Source organism: Streptomyces sp. NPDC093071 (genome assembly GCF_044754545.1).
Classification (GTDB): domain Bacteria; phylum Actinomycetota; class Actinomycetes; order Streptomycetales; family Streptomycetaceae; genus Streptomyces.
This window is the reverse complement of the sequence record NZ_JBIVPH010000003.1, coordinates 494,947-512,723: the sequence shown is the minus strand read 5'-3', so window position 1 is coordinate 512,723 and position 17,777 is coordinate 494,947. Positions and strand designations below refer to the sequence as shown.

At 73.7% G+C, this 17,777-nt stretch carries 15 protein-coding genes; 8 read left to right on the top strand and 7 right to left on the bottom strand.

Features of this window, described 5'->3' with window-relative positions; all coding sequences use genetic code 11:
- The first annotated feature begins 21 nt into the window (after positions 1 to 21).
- Complete coding sequence (locus ACIQD7_RS13580) at positions 22 to 255, top strand: hypothetical protein (protein WP_121832841.1); 234 nt, start codon at positions 22 to 24, stop codon at positions 253 to 255.
- Between the two features lie 50 nt (positions 256 to 305).
- Here the strand turns inward: ACIQD7_RS13580 and ACIQD7_RS13575 are convergent, their stop codons facing one another.
- Entirely contained in the window at positions 306 to 1,619 is a 1,314-nt protein-coding gene (locus ACIQD7_RS13575; protein WP_121832842.1) for an MFS transporter, read from the bottom strand.
- Positions 1,620 to 1,698: 79 nt separating this feature from the next.
- Positions 1,699 to 2,301, bottom strand: coding sequence for a hypothetical protein (locus ACIQD7_RS13570; RefSeq protein WP_402441683.1), 603 nt, complete (start codon positions 2,299 to 2,301; stop codon positions 1,699 to 1,701).
- 105 nt (positions 2,302 to 2,406) lie between these two features.
- On the opposite strand from ACIQD7_RS13570, the gene npdG reads away from it, so the two are divergent.
- Positions 2,407 to 3,129, top strand: a complete 723-nt coding sequence (gene npdG, locus ACIQD7_RS13565) for an NADPH-dependent F420 reductase (protein WP_402441682.1) — start codon at positions 2,407 to 2,409, stop codon at positions 3,127 to 3,129.
- Between the two features lie 47 nt (positions 3,130 to 3,176).
- Positions 3,177 to 3,419 (top strand): hypothetical protein, encoded by a 243-nt coding sequence (locus ACIQD7_RS13560; protein WP_402441681.1) that lies wholly within the window; start codon positions 3,177 to 3,179, stop codon positions 3,417 to 3,419.
- A 7-nt stretch (positions 3,420 to 3,426) separates the two neighbouring features.
- Here the strand turns inward: ACIQD7_RS13560 and ACIQD7_RS13555 are convergent, their stop codons facing one another.
- Positions 3,427 to 4,221: a site-2 protease family protein gene (locus tag ACIQD7_RS13555; RefSeq protein WP_390755345.1), complete on the bottom strand. Its 795-nt coding sequence runs from the start codon at positions 4,219 to 4,221 to the stop codon at positions 3,427 to 3,429.
- Between the two features lie 169 nt (positions 4,222 to 4,390).
- Here ACIQD7_RS13555 and ACIQD7_RS13550 point away from each other — a divergent pair, with 169 nt between their 5' ends.
- Complete coding sequence (locus tag ACIQD7_RS13550) at positions 4,391 to 7,699, top strand: AfsR/SARP family transcriptional regulator (protein ID WP_402441680.1); 3,309 nt, start codon at positions 4,391 to 4,393, stop codon at positions 7,697 to 7,699.
- 23 nt (positions 7,700 to 7,722) lie between these two features.
- Here ACIQD7_RS13550 and ACIQD7_RS13545 read toward each other — a convergent pair whose 3' ends face one another.
- The 3 genes from ACIQD7_RS13545 to panB all read right to left on the bottom strand — a co-directional run bounded on the left by ACIQD7_RS13545 (position 7,723) and on the right by panB (position 10,596).
- Positions 7,723 to 8,592, bottom strand: a complete 870-nt coding sequence (locus ACIQD7_RS13545) for an ABC transporter permease (protein ID WP_121831432.1) — start codon at positions 8,590 to 8,592, stop codon at positions 7,723 to 7,725.
- Positions 8,589 to 9,581 (bottom strand): ATP-binding cassette domain-containing protein, encoded by a 993-nt coding sequence (locus tag ACIQD7_RS13540; protein WP_402441679.1) that lies wholly within the window; start codon positions 9,579 to 9,581, stop codon positions 8,589 to 8,591. The genes ACIQD7_RS13545 and ACIQD7_RS13540 overlap by 4 nt, the downstream gene beginning before the upstream one ends.
- A gap of 142 nt (positions 9,582 to 9,723) precedes the next feature.
- Complete coding sequence (gene panB / locus ACIQD7_RS13535; protein ID WP_402441678.1) at positions 9,724 to 10,596, bottom strand: 3-methyl-2-oxobutanoate hydroxymethyltransferase; 873 nt, start codon at positions 10,594 to 10,596, stop codon at positions 9,724 to 9,726.
- Between the two features lie 303 nt (positions 10,597 to 10,899).
- Between panB and ACIQD7_RS13530 the strand changes: the two genes are divergently transcribed.
- From ACIQD7_RS13530 to ACIQD7_RS13515, 4 genes are all read left to right on the top strand, one after another.
- Complete coding sequence (locus ACIQD7_RS13530) at positions 10,900 to 12,597, top strand: MFS transporter (protein ID WP_402441677.1); 1,698 nt, start codon at positions 10,900 to 10,902, stop codon at positions 12,595 to 12,597.
- A gap of 31 nt (positions 12,598 to 12,628) precedes the next feature.
- Positions 12,629 to 13,366: a TetR/AcrR family transcriptional regulator gene (locus tag ACIQD7_RS13525; protein ID WP_402441676.1), complete on the top strand. Its 738-nt coding sequence runs from the start codon at positions 12,629 to 12,631 to the stop codon at positions 13,364 to 13,366.
- A 189-nt stretch (positions 13,367 to 13,555) separates the two neighbouring features.
- A complete protein-coding gene (locus ACIQD7_RS13520; protein WP_402441675.1) occupies positions 13,556 to 14,578 on the top strand; it encodes an endonuclease/exonuclease/phosphatase family protein in 1,023 nt (340 codons plus the stop codon).
- A 149-nt stretch (positions 14,579 to 14,727) separates the two neighbouring features.
- The gene (locus ACIQD7_RS13515) at positions 14,728 to 15,972 is read left to right on the top strand and encodes an MFS transporter (protein ID WP_402441674.1); all 1,245 of its coding nucleotides are present in this window, start codon (positions 14,728 to 14,730) and stop codon (positions 15,970 to 15,972) included.
- Here ACIQD7_RS13515 and ACIQD7_RS13510 read toward each other — a convergent pair.
- Positions 15,938 to 17,701: an NAD+ synthase gene (locus ACIQD7_RS13510; RefSeq protein WP_402441673.1), complete on the bottom strand. Its 1,764-nt coding sequence runs from the start codon at positions 17,699 to 17,701 to the stop codon at positions 15,938 to 15,940. The two genes, ACIQD7_RS13515 and ACIQD7_RS13510, sit on opposite strands and share 35 nt — an antisense overlap.
- Positions 17,702 to 17,777: the final 76 nt, after the last annotated feature.

Genomic DNA, 17,777 nt, shown 5'->3' with positions numbered 1-17,777 from the left:
CCTCGGAGGAAGGAGCCGACGATGGCCCTGTTCAAGAAGCGCACCGCGGGCAAACCGGGCGAGTGGTACTACTGCCTGGAGCACAAGAAGGTCGAGGAGGGCCCCGAATGCCCCTCGAAGAACCGTTTCGGCCCGTACACCACCCGTGAGGAGGCCTCCCACGCCATGGAGACCGCCCGCGAGCGGAACCTGGAGTGGGAGACCGACCCGCGCTGGCACGACGCCGGCGGGAAGAAGGACGAGTCCCCCGAATGACCGGGCCCCGCGGCGGGTGACCCCGGACGGGCGCGGGCCGCCGGTGCCGCTCAGGCGGTGTCGGCGGCCTCCGCGCGGGCCTTCCCGGCCGCCTCCTGCTGCGCCCGGCGCCGCAGCGAGTCCGCGTCGGTCTCGGAGTCGTACGTCAGGAGCTTCGGCAGCGCCAGGCAGAGCAGGCCCACCGAGGCCACGCAGGCCACGCCGCCCGTCCAGATCGCCGTCCGGGTGCCGGTCCAGCCCGCCATCACGCCCGCCCGCACCTGGCCCAGCTGCGGGCCGACGCTGTACGAGAGCACCTCGATGCCGGCGAGCCGGCCGCGCAGCTCCTCCGGGATCGTCTGGTTCCAGATGGTCGAGCGGCCCAGACCGCTCAGCATGTCGCCCGCGCCCGCGAAGGCCAGGCAGAGCAGCACCAGCCACACGTTCCCGAACCAGCCGGCCGCCGCGATCGCCAGGCCCCAGGCCGTCGCGCCCCCGGCCACGAGCAGCCCGTGCCGCCGCACCTTCGAGGTCCAGCCGCTGGTCAGACCGAGGACCAGCGAGCCCACCGAGCCCGCCGCGTACATCAGGCCGAGGGACCAGTCCGCGTCCAGCTCGTCCGCGAGGAACGGGAAGATCGTGTTCGGGAAGGCGAAGAACATCGCCGCCAGGTCCACCGCGTACGTGCCGAGCAGCACCGGCCGCGACCAGGCGTACCGCGCGCCCTCCGCGATGCCCCGCAGCGACGGCTTCTCCGCGTCGTGCGCGGGCGGCGCGGGCGAGAGGCGCCGGCACATCAGGACCGAGACCGCGAAGCCGCAGGCCGTCACCGCGTACGCGGGCGCGTGCCCGGCGAACGCCACGACCAGACCCGCGATCGAGGGGCCCGCGATGGCGCCCATCTGCCAGCGCAGCGAGTTCAGCGCGGCCGCCGCCGTCTGGTGCTCGTGCGGCACGATCCGGGCGAACAGCGAGTCGAGCGCGGGCCGCTGGAGCCCCGCGAGCGCCGAGACGCAGGCCGCCACCACGTACAGCGGCCAGAGCATCGGCTCCGGCAGCACCGCGTTGACCAGCAGGACCACGGCGAGCGCGCCGAGGCCCGCCTCGGTCCACAGGATCACCCGCCGCCGGTCGACCGCGTCCGCGAGCGCCCCGCCGTACAGGCCGAAGACCACGAGCGGCACCAGCTCGACCGCGCCCATCGCCCCGACCGCGAGCGGCGAGTTCGTCAGCTCCTTGATCTGGAGCGGCAGCGCGATCATCGCCATCGCGCTGCTGAAGAACGTCACGAGCCCCTGCACCCACAGGAGCCGGAAGTCGCGGGAGGCGCGCCAGGGCGCCAGATCGGGCAGAACGGCGGCGAGCTTGGAGAGCGCGGGGGACACGAGGGGACATGCTCCGTCCGAAAGGTGCTGAAGGCAACCTGATTATCGGTGAGCCGCACCACCGGGCCGGGCGCGCCCCCTACCAGCGCTTCGGCGGCGGAGCCGTCAGCCGGTCCGCGAGGGACGAGAGGCGGTCCCGGAAGCGGTGGGTCCCGCGCGGTGACGGCAGGCTGTTCTCCCCGGCCGCCGCGCTCACCAGGTGCTGCACCGTGTCCAGGTCCACCCCCGACCCCTCCGTCACCGCGAGCGCCTCGTGCGCGAGCCCCCGCACCTCCGGGTCGCCCCCGTCGAGCGTCAGCACCGTCGCCCCCGCCCGCCGGGCGTCGTGCACCCGCTGGAGCAGCCCCGCCTCCGGCCGCTCCGGCGCCACCATCAGGAGCGTCGCCCCCCGCCCCGCCGCCTCCAGGCGGCCCAGACCCACCGCCAGGTGTGCCGGGTCCCCCGCCCGCACCCGGTGCCGCACCAGCGTCGGAGCCAGCTCGGGCAGCCCCGACCAGGCGGCCTCGTCGACCAGGTGCGCCGCCAGGTGCCAGGGCTCGTACTCCTCCGTGCCCACCAGGAGCAGCCCGCCCCCGTGCGGGACCACCGACCCCCGGAGCGTCTTCGCGAACCGGCGGGCCGCCCCCGGCCACTCCGTCCCGGCAAGCACTTCCCGCAGCAACGCGACCCGTACGGCATCCATGCGGACGCATCCTGTACGACGCCGGGCCCGCGCGCGGCCGAACGCGGAAGGATCACCCGTACGAGGAGCGCCCCGGCGGTCCGACCGGTCGGTAATGTCGGGGCCATGACTTCCTCCAGCGCACCCCAGGACCCCACCGCCGAGGCCGCCAAGGCCCCCAAGGACCCGTGGGACCTCCCCGACGTCTCCGGGCTCGTCGTCGGCGTCCTCGGCGGCACCGGCGAGCAGGGCCGGGGCCTCGCCTACCGGTTCGCCCTGGCCGGACAGAAGGTGATCATCGGCTCCCGCGCCGCCGACCGCGCCCGGGAGGCGGCCGCGGAGCTCGGCCACGGCGTCGAGGGCGCCGACAACGCCGAGACCGCCCGCCGCAGCGACGTCGTGATCGTCGCCGTGCCCTGGGACGGCCACGCCAAGACGCTGGAGTCGCTGCGCGAGGAACTGGCCGGCAAGCTCGTCGTGGACTGCGTCAACCCGCTCGGCTTCGACAAGAAGGGCGCCTACGCCCTCAAGCCCGAGGAGGGCTCCGCAGCCGAGCAGGCCGCCGCGCTCCTCCCGGACTCCCGGGTCACCGCCGCCTTCCACCACCTCTCCGCCGTCCTCCTCCAGGACGCCTCCGTCGACGAGATCGACATCGACGTGATGGTCCTCGGCGAGGAGCGCGCCGACGTGGAGATCGTCCAGGCCCTCGCCGGCCGCGTCGCCGGCATGAAGGGCGTCTTCGCCGGCCGGCTGCGCAACGCCCACCAGGTCGAGTCGCTCGTCGCCAACCTGATCTCGGTCAACCGCCGCTACAAGGCCCACGCGGGCCTCCGGATCACCGGCGTCTGAGGACGTCCGGGCCGGAGGGGCGAGCCGGAGAACGGACGCTTCCGGGCATGGGGGACACTGGACGGGCACCGAGACCCATCCGTACCGGACAGGAGCCGACCCCCATGCCCCGCCTCGCCCTCTATGCCCTCGTGGTCTGCGCCCTGGCCGTCGCCGCGGCCGTCGTCTCCTTCGTCCAGGGCAGCTTCCTCGGCATCGTCTGGGTCCTCCTGGCCGGCCTCTCCTCCAACATGGCCTGGTACTACCTCCGCCGTGCCAGGGTCGAGAAGGCCGCCGCCGCCCAGGGCTGAGCAGGCCCTAGACCTCGCAGAACTCCGGGGTCCCCTGCCAGAACCGGAACAGCTGCGAACCGCAGTACCGGCTCAGCTCCGGCACCCCGAGGGTCCGCATGAGCGCGTCGATCGCGTCGAAGAAGGCGCCGTTGACCGCCGGGACGAACAGCAGCGCGATCACCACGAAGAAGCCGTACGGCGCGTACGGCTCGATCTGCCGCTTCACCTTGTACGACAGCCAGGGCTCCACCACCCCGTAACCGTCGAGCCCCGGCACCGGCAGCATGTTCAGGAGCGCCGCCGTCACCTGGAGGAACGCCAGGAACGCGAGCGCGTACCGGAAGGCCGGCGGCACGCCGTCCAGCGCGTCCAGCCAGAACGGGGCCGTGCACACGAGCGCGAAGAGCACGTTCGCCAGCGGACCCGCCGCCGAGATCAGGCTGTGCTTCCAGCGGCCCTTGATCCGCCCCTGCTCGATGAAGACCGCGCCGCCCGGCAGACCGATCCCGCCCATGATCACGAAGAGCACCGGGAGCACGATGCTCAGCACCGCGTGCGTGTACTTCAGCGGGTTCAGGGTCAGATAGCCCTTCGCGCCCACCGTGATGTCCCCGCCGTGCAGGGCGGTCCGGGCGTGCGCGTACTCGTGCAGACAGAGCGACACCACCCACGCCGAGGTCACGAAGAGGAAGACCGCGAGTCCGGGCAGGGCGGCGAAGTCCGTCCACACCGCCCAGCCGGTGACGGCCATGACGGCGAGGATCGCCAGGAAGACGGGGCTGATCCGCCGTTCGTGGCTCCGGGTGGTGGCCGTGGTCATCGCGGGGGCTCCCAGGGGACGGGGAAGGCTGGTGTGCGGGAAACGTACCGGGGCCCGGTCCGGTTCCGGTACGTCCCCCGGCTCCGGCTCCGGGTGGAGAACCGGCAGGCCCCGGCCCGGACGGCTCCCCGCCGGGAGCGGGGGTCGGGCGCTCGCGGAGAATGGGCCCGTGCGCTACTCCGTTCTCGGCCCCACCCTCGTCCACGCGCCCGACGGCACCGACGTGGCCGTCGGCGGCCCCCGGGTCCGCGCGCTGCTCACCGCCCTCGTCCTGCGGGCGGGCCGCCCCGTGCCCGTACGGGAGCTCGTGGACGAGGTCTGGTACGGCGACGAGCCGCCCGCCGACGCGGTCGCCGCGCTCCAGGCCCTGGTCGGGCGGCTGCGCCGGGCCCTCGGCCGGGAGCGGGTGGTCTCCGCCGAGGGCGGCTACCGGCTCGACGCCCGCCCCGAGGACGTCGACCTGTACCGCTTCGAGCGGCTCGCCGCCGAAGGGGCCGCCGCCCTCGCCGCCGGGGACGCGGGGCGTGCCGCCGTCCTGCTGGACGAGGCCCTCGGGCTCTGGCGCGGCCCCGCCCTCGCCGACCTCCCGGACCGGGCCGCCGAGGCCGCCCGCCGGGAGGCCCGCCGCCTCGACGCCCGCCGCGCCCGGCTCGACGCCGCCCTCGCCCTCGGCGAGGCCTCCGCCGCCCTCCCCGAACTGACCGCCCTCTGCGAGGCCCACCCGCTGGACGAACCCCTCCAGGCCATGCGGATCCGCGCCCTGCGCGACACGGGCCGGGCGGCCGAGGCGCTCGCCGCGTACGAGACGGTCCGCCGCGCCCTCGCCGAACGCCTCGGCACCGACCCGTCCCCGGCCCTGCGCGCCCTCCACGCGGACCTGCTCGCCGGGAAGACGGCGGAGACGGCGGAGACGGCCGCGGCGGCACCCCGGCCCGCCCCCGTCCCGGGGAACCTGCGCGCGCGGCTCACCAGCTTCGTCGGCCGCGACGAGGAGATCGCCGCCCTCCGGGAGGACCTGCGGGCGGCCCGGCTCGTCACCCTGCTCGGCCCCGGCGGCGCCGGGAAGACCCGCCTCTCCCAGGAGGCCGCCGAGCGCGGGGCGGACGCCTGGCCCGACGGCGTCTGGGTCGCGGAGCTCGCCCCCGTCACCGATCCGGAGGCCGTGCCCGAGGCCGTCCTCGCGGCCGTCGGCGCCCGCGAGACCGTCCTGCGCGGCGCGGGAGCCGGGGAGCTGCGGGCCGGGAGCGACCTCCTCGCCCGGATCGTGGAGCACTGCGGCGGGCGCCGGATGCTGCTGGTCCTCGACAACTGTGAGCACGTGATCGACGCCGCCGCCGAACTGGCCGAGGCCCTCCTCGCCCGCTGCCCCGAGCTACGGGTCCTGGCGACGAGTCGGGAGCCGTTGGGGGTGCCGGGGGAGGTGGTGCGGCCGGTGGGTCCGTTGCCGGTGGGGGTGGCGTTGCGGTTGCTGGGGGAGCGGGGTGCGGCGGCGCGGCCGGGGTTCTCGGTGGAGGAGGACCTGGGGGCGGCGGAGGAGGTGTGTCGTCGTCTGGACGGGTTGCCGTTGGCGATCGAGCTGGCGGCGGCGCGGTTGCGGATGTTGTCGGTGGGGCAGATCGCGGAGCGGCTGGATGATCGTTTCCGGTTGTTGACGGCGGGGGCGCGGACGGTGTTGCCGCGTCAGCAGACGTTGCGGGCGGTGGTGGACTGGTCGTGGGAGTTGCTTGAGGGGCCGGAGCGGGTGGTGCTGCGGCGGCTTTCGGTGTTCGCGGGTGGGTGTGGTCTGGCGGCGGCGGAGGCGGTGTGCGCGGACGACGGGGCGGGTTTGGACGTGCTGGACGTGTTGGGCGCGCTGGTGGACAAGTCGCTGGTGGTGGCGGGTCCGGTGGAGGACGGGATGCGGTACCGGCTGCTTGAGACGGTGGCGGAGTACGCGCGGGAGCGGCTTGCGGAGGCGGGGGAGCGGGCGGAGGTGGAGCGGCGGCACCTGGTGTACTACCGGGAGCTGGCCCGGCGGACGGATCCGGAGCTGCGCGGGTCGGGGCAGCTCGCCGCCATCGCCCGCTTCGGGACCGAGTACGGCAACCTCCGCACCGCCCTGCGCCGGGCCGTCGACGCCCGCGACGAGGACGAGGCGCTCGTCCTCGTCCACTGCCTGATCTGGTACTGGCAGATGCGCGACCTGCGCACCGACGCCCTGTACTGGTCCGAGGCCGTCGCCGCCCTCGGACCCGACCCGTTCGCGCCGCCCGCCGCCCCCGTCGTACCGCTCCACGAGCCGTGCACGGCCGCGCCGCCGCCGCTCTCCGAGGCGCAGCGCCAGGAGGCCCGGCGCGGGGTGCGGCTCGTCGAACTCATCAACATGAGCCACGAGACCGGCCGCTGGACCACACCCGAGGGCGTCCGGCGGCTGCGCGAGATGACCGCCGGGTACGACCCCGGCCTGCCCCAGTCCTGCCGGCTGCCCGGCGCCTTCGCCGTCTTCGCGGTCCTCCTCATCGGAGAGGCCGGCCGGCTCGGCGAGCGGCTCGACACCACCGTCGACGCCTGCCGCCGCTACGGCTACGACTGGGACCTCGCCAACACCCTCCAGCTGCGCGCCAACATGCTCGCCAACCGGAGCGACCGGGCCGCCGAGGCGATCGCCGACGCCGACGAGAGCCTGGGGATCTTCGAGCGGTTCGGCGACGCCTGGGGCGCGGCCGAGGCGCTCTCCTCCCGCGCGGAAGCCGAGGAACGGCTCCTCGACTTCGAGGCGGCCGCCGCGGACTTCACCGCCGCCATCGGCCACGCCGAACGGATCGGCGCCCAGGCGCAAGTGCTGCTCCTGCGGGCCCGGTACGCCGGCACGCTCGTCGAGTCGGGACGGCCCGCCGAGGGCGAGGCGATCCTGCGCGAGATCCTGGCCGACGACCACGGCCTGGGCCACGAACCCCGCGTCGGCGCCCGCATGTTCCTCGGCGTGGCACTCGGCCGCGCGGGACGCACCGACGAGGCCCGCGAGCACCTCCACGCGCTCCTCGGGGAGTTCGACTCGGACACCCTCGCCCTCTTCAGGGGCTTCACCCTCGGCGTCCTCGGCTGGCTGGACGTCCTGGACGGCAGGTACGGCTCCGGACTCGCCCTCGCCAGGGAAGCGTACGAGAGCTCTCTCGGCCCGCTGTCCATGATGATCGGCCCGCAGATGCCGGCCATGCACCTGATCGTCGCCGCCTGGGCCCTGGCCGGACTCGGCGGACCGGAGGCGCGGACCGGCGCGGTGCTGCTCGGGGCCAGGGACGGCCTGCTCCCGCCGGAGCACCTGCCGCCGCCGACCGAGCGGGAGCAACTGGAGCGGGCGACCGAACTCGCCCGGTCCGTCCTCGGCGACGCGGAGTTCGGGGCGGCACGCGCCGAGGGCGACGGCCTCTCCTTCGAAGAGGCCGCCGCCCTGCTCGGTCGCGCCGCCGACGCGATCAGAGAGCGCGCCGAGTCCTGAACCCCCCCGGGGGTGTTCGCGACTCAGGTCTTCTTGCGGAACTTGGCGACCGCGATCGGCGCCGTGACGACCGTGATCAGCACCGACCAGCCGAGGGTCATCCACACCGAGTGGGCGACCGGACCGCCGTTGACGAGGTTCCGCGCGGCGTCGGCGAGGTTGGAGAGCGGGTTGTAGTCGGTGAAGGTCTCCAGCCAGCCCGGCATCGAGGTCGGCGGGGCGAAGATCGAGGAGCCGAACTGGAGCGGCATCAGGACCAGCATCGCGACGCCCTGGACGGCCTGGCTCGTCTTCATGGTGAGGCCGAGCAGGATGAAGATCCACATCAGCGAGGCGCCGAAGACCATCGACAGGCCGATCGCGGCGAAGAGGTCGAGGACCGAGGTCTTGATCTCCATGCCGAGCAGGAAGCCCATGCCGAGCAGGATCGCGGTGGCGATCAGCATCCGGCCGACCTCGACGACGATCTTGGCGATCAGGACGGAGGACCGGGCGATCGGCATCGTCCGGAACCGGTCCATGACCCCCTTCTTGAAGTCCTCGTTCATCCCGGTGCCGACGGCCATGGCGATGTTCATGCCCATCATCGCCATCAGGCCGGGCGTCACGTAGTTCACGTACGCGTCGTTGTTGCCCTTGCCCGCGATCGCGCCGCCGAAGACGTACACGAACAGCAGGATGAAGATGATCGGCATCAGGACGGCGTCGAACATCGACTCCGGGTCCTGCTTGATCTGGAGGGCGTTGCGCCGGGCCAGGGCGCCGATGTGGCGCAGATTGGCCCGCAGGCCGATCCGGCCCTCGCCGGGCAGCGCCCGCGCCGGGCCCGCGCCCGGGTCCGGGGCGCCGACGGGGGTCTTGGAGAGCGGTGTGGTCGTGGTGGCGGTGCTCATGCGGCGACCTCCTCGGGAAGCGCGTCGGACACGGTCGTCTTCTGGCCGGTGATCGCCAGGAACACCTCGTCCAGGCTGGGCAGGTGGGTGCCGATGTGGGCGATGCCGAAGCCGCGCGCGCCGAGCAGGCCCACGACGGCGGTCAGCTGCTCGTCGGCGAGGATCGGCACGTACAGCGCGCCCTCGTCGGGGACGACGGTCGCGCCGGCGACCCCGTCGAGACCGGTCTCGCGCAGCGCGGCGGCCATCGCGGTCAGGTCGGCCGGGTCCGCCGGGCGGACCTTCAGGGTGCGGCCGCCGACCCGGGCCTTGAGGTCGTCGACCTTGCCGTTGGCGATGACCTTGCCGCGGTCGATGACGGTCAGCTCGCTCGCGAGCTGCTCCGCCTCCTCCATGTACTGGGTGGTGAGCAGGACGGTGGCGCCCTCGGCGACCATCCGCTTGACCTCGTCCCAGACCTCGTTGCGGGTGCGGGGGTCGAGGCCGGTCGTCGGCTCGTCCAGGTAGAGGACGGCCGGGTTCCCGATCATCGAGGCGGCCAGGTCGAGCCGCCGCCGCATCCCGCCCGAGTAGTTCATCGCGGGCCGCTTGGCGGCCTCGGTGAGCGAGAAGCGCTCCAGGAGCTCGTCGGCGCGGGCCCGGGAGTCCTTGCGGGAGAGGTCGAGCAGCCGCCCGATCATGTAGAGGTTCTCCCAGCCGGACAGCTTCTCGTCGACCGAGGCGTACTGGCCGGTGAGGCCGATGGTGCGGCGCAGCTGCCGGGGCTGGCGCACCACGTCGTAACCGGCGACGGTGGCGGTCCCGGCGTCCGGGACGATGAGGGTGGAGAGACAGCGGACGAGGGTGGTCTTCCCGGCGCCGTTGGGCCCGAGGACCCCGAGGACCGTGCCCTCCCGGACATCCAGGTCGACCCCGTCGAGGGCCTTCGTCTCGCCGAAGTGCTTCACGAGGCCCCGTACCTCGACGGCGTTGGTGTGTGATCGCGTCATGGCCCCTACTAGACCAGGCGCCACCGACAACGCCCCGACAGACGGCCGACAGCCCGCCGATGGGGGATGTCGGCGGGCTGTCGGAGGTGCCGCAGTGGCTTCTCGGGGCCCTCTGCGAGGGGCCTTCCGGGATCTTCCGGGATCAGTGGAAGGTGTGCTCCTCGGCGGGGAACGCCCCGCCGGAGACGTCCTCGGCGAAGGCGCGCGCGGCGTCGCCGAGCGTCTCGCGGAGGTTGGCGTACTGCTTGGTGAAGCGCGGCACCTTGCCGCCGGTCAGACCGGCCATGTCGGTCCAGACGAGGACCTGGGCGTCGGTCCCGGCGCCGGCGCCGATGCCGATGGTCGGGATGTGCAGCGAGCGGGTGACCTCGGCGGCCAGCTCGGCCGGTACGAGCTCCAGGACGACCGCGAACGCGCCCGCGTCCTGCGCGGACTTGGCGTCGCGGAGCAGCCGGTGGGCGGCCTCGTCGGAGCGGCCCTGCACCCGGTAGCCCATGGTGTTCACGGACTGCGGGGTCAGGCCCAGGTGGGACATGACGGGGATGCCGGCCTGGACGAGCAGCTCGGTCTGCGGCAGCGAGCGCTCGCCGCCCTCCAGCTTGATCGCGCCGACGCCGGCGTCCTTGACGAGCCGGGTGGCGTTGCGCAGGGCCTGGACGGGCCCCTCCTGGTACGAGCCGAAGGGGAGGTCGCCGACGACGAGGGCCCGCCTGGTGCCCCGGACGACGGCGGCGGAGAGCAGGGTCATCTCGTCCATCGTGACGGGCACGGTGGTGTCGTAGCCGAGGTGACAGTTGCCCATCGAGTCGCCGACGAGGATGACCGGGATCCCGGCCTCGTCGAAGACGGAGGCGGTCATCGCGTCGTAGGCGGTGAGCATGGGCCACTTCTCGCCGCGGGCCTTGGCGGCGGCGATGTCGTGGACGGTGATGCGGCGGGTGCCCGTGCCCCCGTAGAGCGACTTGGTGCTGTCGCCACCGGCGGCGGGCGGCTTCTGGGCAGCCTGAAGCGTCATGGTGAACGGCTCCTTGTTGTCATCTCGAGGCGCCCTCACGGCGTCCCCGGACCACATCCATGGTGGCACTTCGGCGGGCGGACGGGAAAGTGGGCCGGAGTGGCGCTGTTCACACCGCCGCAATGTGTGAAGCCCGGAGGAGGAGGGGGGAGGAGGCGGCCGGAGGAGGAGGGGGCGCGTCGGGGGCAACGTGGGCGGCGCGTCGGGGGCAACGTGGGCGGCGCGTCGAGAGCAACGTAAAGACTCGTCCAGCTTTTCCGATACGAGACGGTCTCGTATCGAAATGGTCCTACGCTGGTCGGCATGTCACAGCCGTCCCCCGCATCCTCCGCCCCCGCCGGGCCCCGCGTCCCCGAGGCCGTCCACCGGCGCCGCTGGGCGATCCTCGGCGTCCTCATGCTCAGCCTGCTGATCGTCGTCCTCGACAACTCGATCCTGAACGTGGCCGTCAGGACGATCGCCGCCCCCGCCCCCACCGGCCTCGGCGCCACCCAGAGCGAGCTGGAGTGGGCCATCAACTCCTACACGCTCGTCTTCGCCGGGCTCCTCTTCACCTCCGGCCTGCTCGGCGACCGCCTCGGCCGCAAGAAGGTGCTGCTCTTCGGCATCACCGTCTTCGGCATCGGCTCCGCCCTCGCCGCGTTCTCCGGCTCCCCGGGCGAGCTGATCGCCTTCCGGGCCGTCATGGGCCTCGGCGCCGCCTTCGTGATGCCCGCGACCCTCGCCGTCCTCATGAACGTCTTCGAGCGCGACGAGCAGCCCAAGGCCATCGGCATCTGGGCCGGCGGCGTCGGCCTCGCCATCGCGATCGGCCCCATCACCGGCGGCCTCCTGCTCGAACACTTCTGGTGGGGATCGATCTTCCTCGTCAACGTGCCCGTCGTGCTCCTCGCCCTGGCCCTGATGGTCCGGCTCGTGCCCGACTCCCGGGACCCCAGGCCCGGCCGCGTCGACGTGCCCGGCGTGCTGCTCTCCGTCGTCGGCCTCGTCCTCCTCGTGTACGGGATCATCCGGGGCGGCGAGCTGGCGGACTTCACCGACGTCACCGTCCTCGCCCCGGTCCTCGGCGGCCTCGCGGTCCTCGTCGGCTTCGTCCTGCACGAGCGGCGCAGCGACCACCCGGCCATCGACATGGCGTACTTCCGCAAGCCCGCGTTCTCGGCCGCCGTCGCCGCGATCGCGCTCGTCTTCTTCGCCCTCATGGGCGTGACCTTCTTCTCGGCCTTCTACCTCCAGAGCGTGCGCGGCTACAGCGCCCTCCAGTCCGGGCTGCTCCTGCTGCCGCTGGCCGTCGCGCAGATGGCGTTCGCGCCCCGGGCCCGGCTCGTCGTCGAGCGCCTCGGCGCCCGGGTCGTGTGCGCCGCCGGAATGCTGCTCGTCGCCCTCGGCCTCGCCGCCTTCGCCCTCTTCGACGCCTCGACCCCGGTCTGGGTCCTCGAAGTCGTCTTCTTCCTCCAGGGCGCGGGCATGGCGCACATCATGCCGCCGGTCACGGTCGCGATCATGCAGGCGCTGCCCCGCGAGAAGGCGGGCTCCGGCTCGGCGATCAACAACACCTTCCGGCAGGTCGGCGGCGCGCTCGGCGTGGCCGTCCTCGGCTCGGTCCTCTCCTCCGTCTACCGGGGCGAGATCGAGGGGCACCTGGGCGGGGTCCCGGCGGCGCTGCGGGCCACGGCGGGCGAGTCCGTCGAGGCGACCCTCGCCGTCGCCGAGAAGCTCGGCCCGGCGGGCCGGGACCTGGTGGCCCCCGCCCACCAGGCCTTCCTGGACGCCATGCACGTCACGGCGATCGCCTCGGCCGCGATCGCCCTGGTCGGCGCGGTGGTCGTCGCCGCGTTCCTGCCGGGCCGCGCTCCGGCGGCCCCGGACGCGCCGGACGCGCAGGCCCCGGACGCGGGCGCGCCGGGAGCCGGTGCGCGAGGCTCCGGCGTCCCCGCCGCCCGCCCGGGGGCCTCGGTACCGGCATCCGCCGCCGGGACGGGAGAATCGGCCCGACGGTAGCCCGCAGCCCCGGACGAGAGGCGGAACGCACGTGTCGCTCCAGAACGGCGAGACCCCGGCCCCCGACGCCGAAGGGACCGGCCCCGGCGGGGGACCGGACGCCGGGACGACGCCGCCTCCCGGCCCCTGCTCCCCGCCGCCCCCCGGCCCCGGGACGGCACCGCCCCCCGGCCCCGGGGCGGCGGCACGCCGCCGGGGCCGGCCCCGGTCCGAGGCCGTCGAGCAGGCGATCTTCGAGGCGGTCGGGGGGCTCCTGGACGAGGGGGTGCCGCTGACCGAGCTGTCCGTCGAGCGGATCGCCCGTACCGCCGGGGTCGGCAAGGCCACCATCTACCGCCGCTGGTCCGGCAAGGAGGACCTCTTCGTCGACCTCCTGCGCTCCCTGGAGCCCCCGGACCCGGTGCTGCCCGGCACCTCGGCCCGGGACGACCTCGTGGCCCTCCTGGAGTCCCTGCGGCAGCGCGGCCTCGCCAAGCGGTCCTCCGCCCTGCTCCACACCGTCTTCTCGCAGATGCAGCTCTATCCCAAGCTGTGGGACGCCTACCAGCTCACCGTCATCGAACCGCGCCGCCGCCTCGGCCTGGACGCCGTGCGGCGCGGCATGGAGCGGGGCGAGTTCCGCGACGACCTCGACGTCGAGTTCGTCAACGACCTCCTCACCGGCCCCCTGCTGCTGCGCACCGTCGTCCGCCCCGGCTCCACCCTGGAGCCCGGCCTCGCCGAGCGGGTCGTCGACACCGTCCTGGAGGGCCTGCGCCCCCGTACCTGACAGGGGGCGCGGACCGGTGCGAATGTGAGCGTTCTGTCACAGCCGCCCCGCCCCCGCGCTCCCGCAGGAACCCGCCACGCGTGCCGTGTCGTCCCTGGGGGAGTACGGCCGTCCCCTCATCGCCTAGTGTCGAGGTCGGGGCACGGCAGACAGGCGAGACGGCACGGCGGCAAGGCAGTGAGGGCAGCGATGACGCGGGTGGACACGACGGGGACCGGGTACGGCGACGCGAACGGCGAGAGTCCCCGTTCCCGGTTCCGGACCGCCCTCGACCGGCTCCGCCGCGACCGGGGGATCTGGCGCCGGGGCATCCTGATCGCCCTGGCGGCCGTCGCGCTCACCCTCCTGATGGTCTTCCACGCCGACGTCCCCAACCGGATCGGCAACCTGGGCAGCCTCACCGAGACCTTCCTGCCCTGGTTCGGCCTCTTCGTGCCGCTCCTGCTCGTCCTCGCGCTGCTGCGCCGGTCGGCCACCGCGCTGATCGCCCTGCTGCTTCCGGCCGTGGTGTGGCTCAACCTCTTCGGCGGGCTCGTCGCCGACAAGTCGGCCGCCGGCGGCGACCTGACCGTCGCCACCCACAACGTGAACGCCGAGAACCCCGACCCCGAGGGCGCCGCCCGGCAGCTCGCCGCCTCCGGCGTCGACGTGCTCGCCCTGGAGGAGCTCAAGGGCGACATGGTCCCGGTCTACGAGAAGGGCCTCGCCGAGGCCTACCCGTACCACTCCGTCCAGGGCACCGTCGGCCTCTGGAGCAAGCTGCCGCTGCGCGCCGCGCAGCCCGTCGACATCCACATGGGCTGGACCCGCGCCATGCGCGCCTCCGTCGTGACCCCTCAGGGCGAGGTGGCCGTGTACGTCGCCCACCTGCCCTCCGTACGGGTCCGGATGAACGCCGGCTTCACCGCCAACCAGCGCGACAACAGCGCCGACGCGCTCGGCGAGGCCATCTCCCGCGACCCGCACGAGCGGATCGTCCTCCTCGGCGACCTCAACGGCACCATGAACGACCGCGCCCTCAACGCCGTCACCTCGCAGCTGCGCTCCACCCAGGGCGCGGCGGGCGACGGCTTCGGGTTCAGCTGGCCGGCCTCGTTCCCGATGGCCCGCATCGACCAGATCATGGTGAAGAACGTCGAGCCGGTCTCCTCCTGGACGCTGCCCGCCACGCGGAGCGACCACCTCCCGGTCGCGGCCCGCGTGAAGCTCTGACGCTGTCGTTCCGCCCCGAAACCTCCTCTTCACCCTCCGGAAGCCACCGGGAACACGTCGCCTGAGACAATTTGTTCAGGCGAAGAACTAATCCGCGTTCCCGTCCCTGACCCTCCCCGACCCCCCCGCTTCCGGAAGGCCCCTCCTCCATGCCCCTGGCGTTGTTCGCCCTGGCCGTCTCCGCCTTCGGCATCGGCACCACCGAATTCGTGATGATGGGCCTCCTGCCCCAGGTCGCCGAGGACCTCGGCACCTCCGTCCCCACCGCCGGACACCTCGTCTCGGCGTACGCGATCGGGGTCGTCGTCGGCGCCCCGCTGCTCACCGCCCTCGGCTCCCGCATCCCGCGCAAGCGGATGCTCCTGCTGCTCATGGCCCTCTTCACGGTCGGCAACCTCGCCTCCGCGCTCGCCCCCGGCTTCGGCTGGCTCGTCGCGGGCCGGGTCCTCGCCGGCCTCCCGCACGGCGCGTTCTTCGGCCTCGGCGCGGTCGTCGCCGCCCGGCTCGTCCGCGAGGGCCGGCAGGCGCGGGCGGTGGCCACCATGTTCCTCGGCCTCACCGTCGCCAACATCCTCGGCGTCCCGGCCGCGACCCTCCTCGGCCAGCACCTCGGCTGGCGGGCCACCTTCCTCGTGGTCTCCGCGATCGGCCTGCTCGCCATGGCCGCGCTCGCCCGCCTGGTCCCGCCGATCCCCGCCGACGGACACCGGGGCCTGGGCCGCGAGGTGCGCGCCCTCGGCCGCCCGCAGGTGCTGCTCGGCCTGCTCACCGCCGTCTTCGGCTTCGCGGGCGTCTTCGCCGTCTACTCGTACCTGGCCTCGATGACCACCGAGGTGATGGGCTTCGGCGACTCCACCGTCACGCTCGTCCTCGCCCTCTTCGGCCTCGGCATGACCGGCGGCGCGCTCGCCGCCGGACCGCTGACCGACCGCGCCCTGCGCCCCACCCTGTACGGCTCGCTCGCCGCCCTCCTCCTCGCCCTGGTCGCCTTCCGCTTCACCGTCCACGTGCCCTGGCTGGCCCTGGTCACGGTCGTCGTCCTCGGCGCGGTCGGCTTCATGACCACCACCCCGCTCCAGATGCTGGTCATGAACAAGGCCAAGGACGCCCCCACGCTCGCCTCCGCCTCCAACCACTCCGCCTTCAACCTCACCAACGCGGGCGGCGCCTGGGCGGGCGGCACGGCCGTCGCCGCCGGCTGGGGCTGGGCCTCCCCGACCCTGGTCGGCGCGGTCCTCACCGCCGTCGGCCTGACGATCGCGACGGTGGCGGGCCTGCTGGACCGGCGCACGCCGGAGGGGGCCTCCCGCGTGGTCGCGGGAAGCCCCCTCACGGCCGCCGAAGAGGTCGGGGCCGAGGTCAGCCGGCCGGGCTCTCCCGCCAGCGGTTCGTGATCGGCAGGCGCCGGTCCTTGCCGAAGCCCTTCGCCGAGATCTTGGTGCCCGGCGGGTACTGGCGCCGCTTGTACTCCGCCGTGTCCACCATCCGCAGCGTCCGCGTCACCAGCTCCTCGTCGTAGCCGGCGGCCACGATCTCGTCCCGCCCCCGGTCCCGGTCCACGTACAGGGCGAGGATGCCGTCCAGGACCTCGTAGTCCGGCAGCGAGTCCGTGTCGACCTGTCCCGGGCGCAGCTCGGCGCTGGGCGGCTTCGAGATCGAGTTCTCCGGGATCGGCGGGGTCTGGCCGCGCTCCTCGGCCGCCCGGTTCCGCCAGCGCGCCAGCCGGAAGACGTCCGACTTGTACACGTCCTTGATCGGCCCGAACGCGCCGACCGCGTCGCCGTACAGCGTCGAGTAGCCCACCGCCAGCTCGGACTTGTTGCCCGGCGCGAGCACCAGGTGCCCCTCCTGGTTGGAGAGCGCCATCAGGGTCGTGCCGCGCAGCCGGGCCTGGAGGTTCTCCTCCGCGAGCCCGGTGAGGCCGAGCGCCCCCGTGTACGCGTCGAACATCGGCTCGATCGACACCGTGCGGTAGTTCAGCCCGGTCCTGCGGGCCAGCTCGGCCGCGTCGCCGCGCGAGTGCTCCGAGGAGTACTTGGACGGCATCGACACCCCGTACACGTTTTCCGCGCCGAGCGCGTCGCAGGCGATCGACGCGACGAGCGAGGAGTCGATGCCGCCGGACAGGCCGACCAGGACCGAGCGGAAACCGTTCTTCGCGAGGTAGGCGCGCAGGCCGATGACGAGCGCCGAGTACACCTCCTCGTCGTCGTCGAGCCGGTGCGCGTAACCCCCCGTCAGCTCCGGCTCGTACGCCGGCAGCGGCTTCTCCGAGAGCACCACCCGGTCGACCCGCAGCCCGTCCTCCCCGACCGGCCCCTCCGGGGCGTCCGGGTCGTACGCGGGCAGCTCCAGGTCCAGGATCACGCTGCCCTCGACGAACTGCGGGGCCCGCGCGACGACTTCGCCCTCCGCGTCCACCACGATCGAGTCGCCGTCGAAGACCAGCTCGTCCTGGCCGCCGGTCGTCGCCAGGTACGCGGTGACGCACCCGGCCTCCCGGGCCCGCGCCCGGACCAGTTCGAGGCGCGTGTCGTCCTTGTTCCGCTCGTACGGCGAGGCGTTCACCGACAGGAGCAGCCCGGCCCGCGCGGCGCGCGCCGCCGGGACCCGGCCGCCGTCCTGCCAGAGGTCCTCGCAGATCGCCAGGGCCACGTCGATCCCGTGGACCCGGACGACGGGCAGCGTGTCGCCCCGTACGAAGTAGCGGTACTCGTCGAACACGCCGTAGTTGGGCAGGTGGTGCTTGGCGAACCGCAGCGCCACCTCGCCGCCGTACAGCACGGCGGCGGCGTTCTCCGGCGACCCGGCCGGCCGGCCGAGCCGGGGCTCCGCCCGCTCCGAGCGGTCCAGGTAGCCGACGACCACCGGCACCTCCCCGAACCCCTCCTCCGCGAGGCGCCGGGCGAGCCCGCGCAGGGCCGTCCGGGACGCCTCCACGAAGGAGGAGCGCAGCGCGAGGTCCTCGACGGGGTATCCGGTCAGCGCCATCTCGGGGAACGCGACGAGATGCGCGCCCTGCCCGGCGGCGTGCCGGGTCCAGTGCACGATCGCCTCGGCGTTCCCGGCGATGTCTCCGACGGTCGAGTCGATCTGATTCAGGGCGAGGCGTAGTTGAGGCACACGGCCAGTGTAATCGTCAGACCGACGCTATGTCGTGGGGTACGGGATTCCGGGAACGGAACGGCCCTTGCCGGAG

Bases quoted from the DNA above. Each gene is read 5' to 3' on its own strand.
- ACIQD7_RS13580 (WP_121832841.1), top strand. From the start codon at position 22: ATGGCCCTGTTCAAGAAGCGCACCGCGGGCAAACCGGGCGAGTGGTAC.
- ACIQD7_RS13570 (WP_402441683.1), bottom strand. From the start codon at position 2,301: ATGGATGCCGTACGGGTCGCGTTGCTGCGGGAAGTGCTTGCCGGGACG.
- npdG (WP_402441682.1), top strand. From the start codon at position 2,407: ATGACTTCCTCCAGCGCACCCCAGGACCCCACCGCCGAGGCCGCCAAG.
- ACIQD7_RS13560 (WP_402441681.1), top strand. From the start codon at position 3,177: ATGGGGGACACTGGACGGGCACCGAGACCCATCCGTACCGGACAGGAG.
- ACIQD7_RS13555 (WP_390755345.1), bottom strand. From the start codon at position 4,221: ATGACCACGGCCACCACCCGGAGCCACGAACGGCGGATCAGCCCCGTC.
- ACIQD7_RS13545 (WP_121831432.1), bottom strand. From the start codon at position 8,592: ATGAGCACCGCCACCACGACCACACCGCTCTCCAAGACCCCCGTCGGC.
- ACIQD7_RS13540 (WP_402441679.1), bottom strand. From the start codon at position 9,581: ATGACGCGATCACACACCAACGCCGTCGAGGTACGGGGCCTCGTGAAG.
- panB (WP_402441678.1), bottom strand. From the start codon at position 10,596: ATGACGCTTCAGGCTGCCCAGAAGCCGCCCGCCGCCGGTGGCGACAGC.
- ACIQD7_RS13530 (WP_402441677.1), top strand. From the start codon at position 10,900: ATGTCACAGCCGTCCCCCGCATCCTCCGCCCCCGCCGGGCCCCGCGTC.
- ACIQD7_RS13520 (WP_402441675.1), top strand. From the start codon at position 13,556: ATGACGCGGGTGGACACGACGGGGACCGGGTACGGCGACGCGAACGGC.
- ACIQD7_RS13515 (WP_402441674.1), top strand. From the start codon at position 14,728: ATGCCCCTGGCGTTGTTCGCCCTGGCCGTCTCCGCCTTCGGCATCGGC.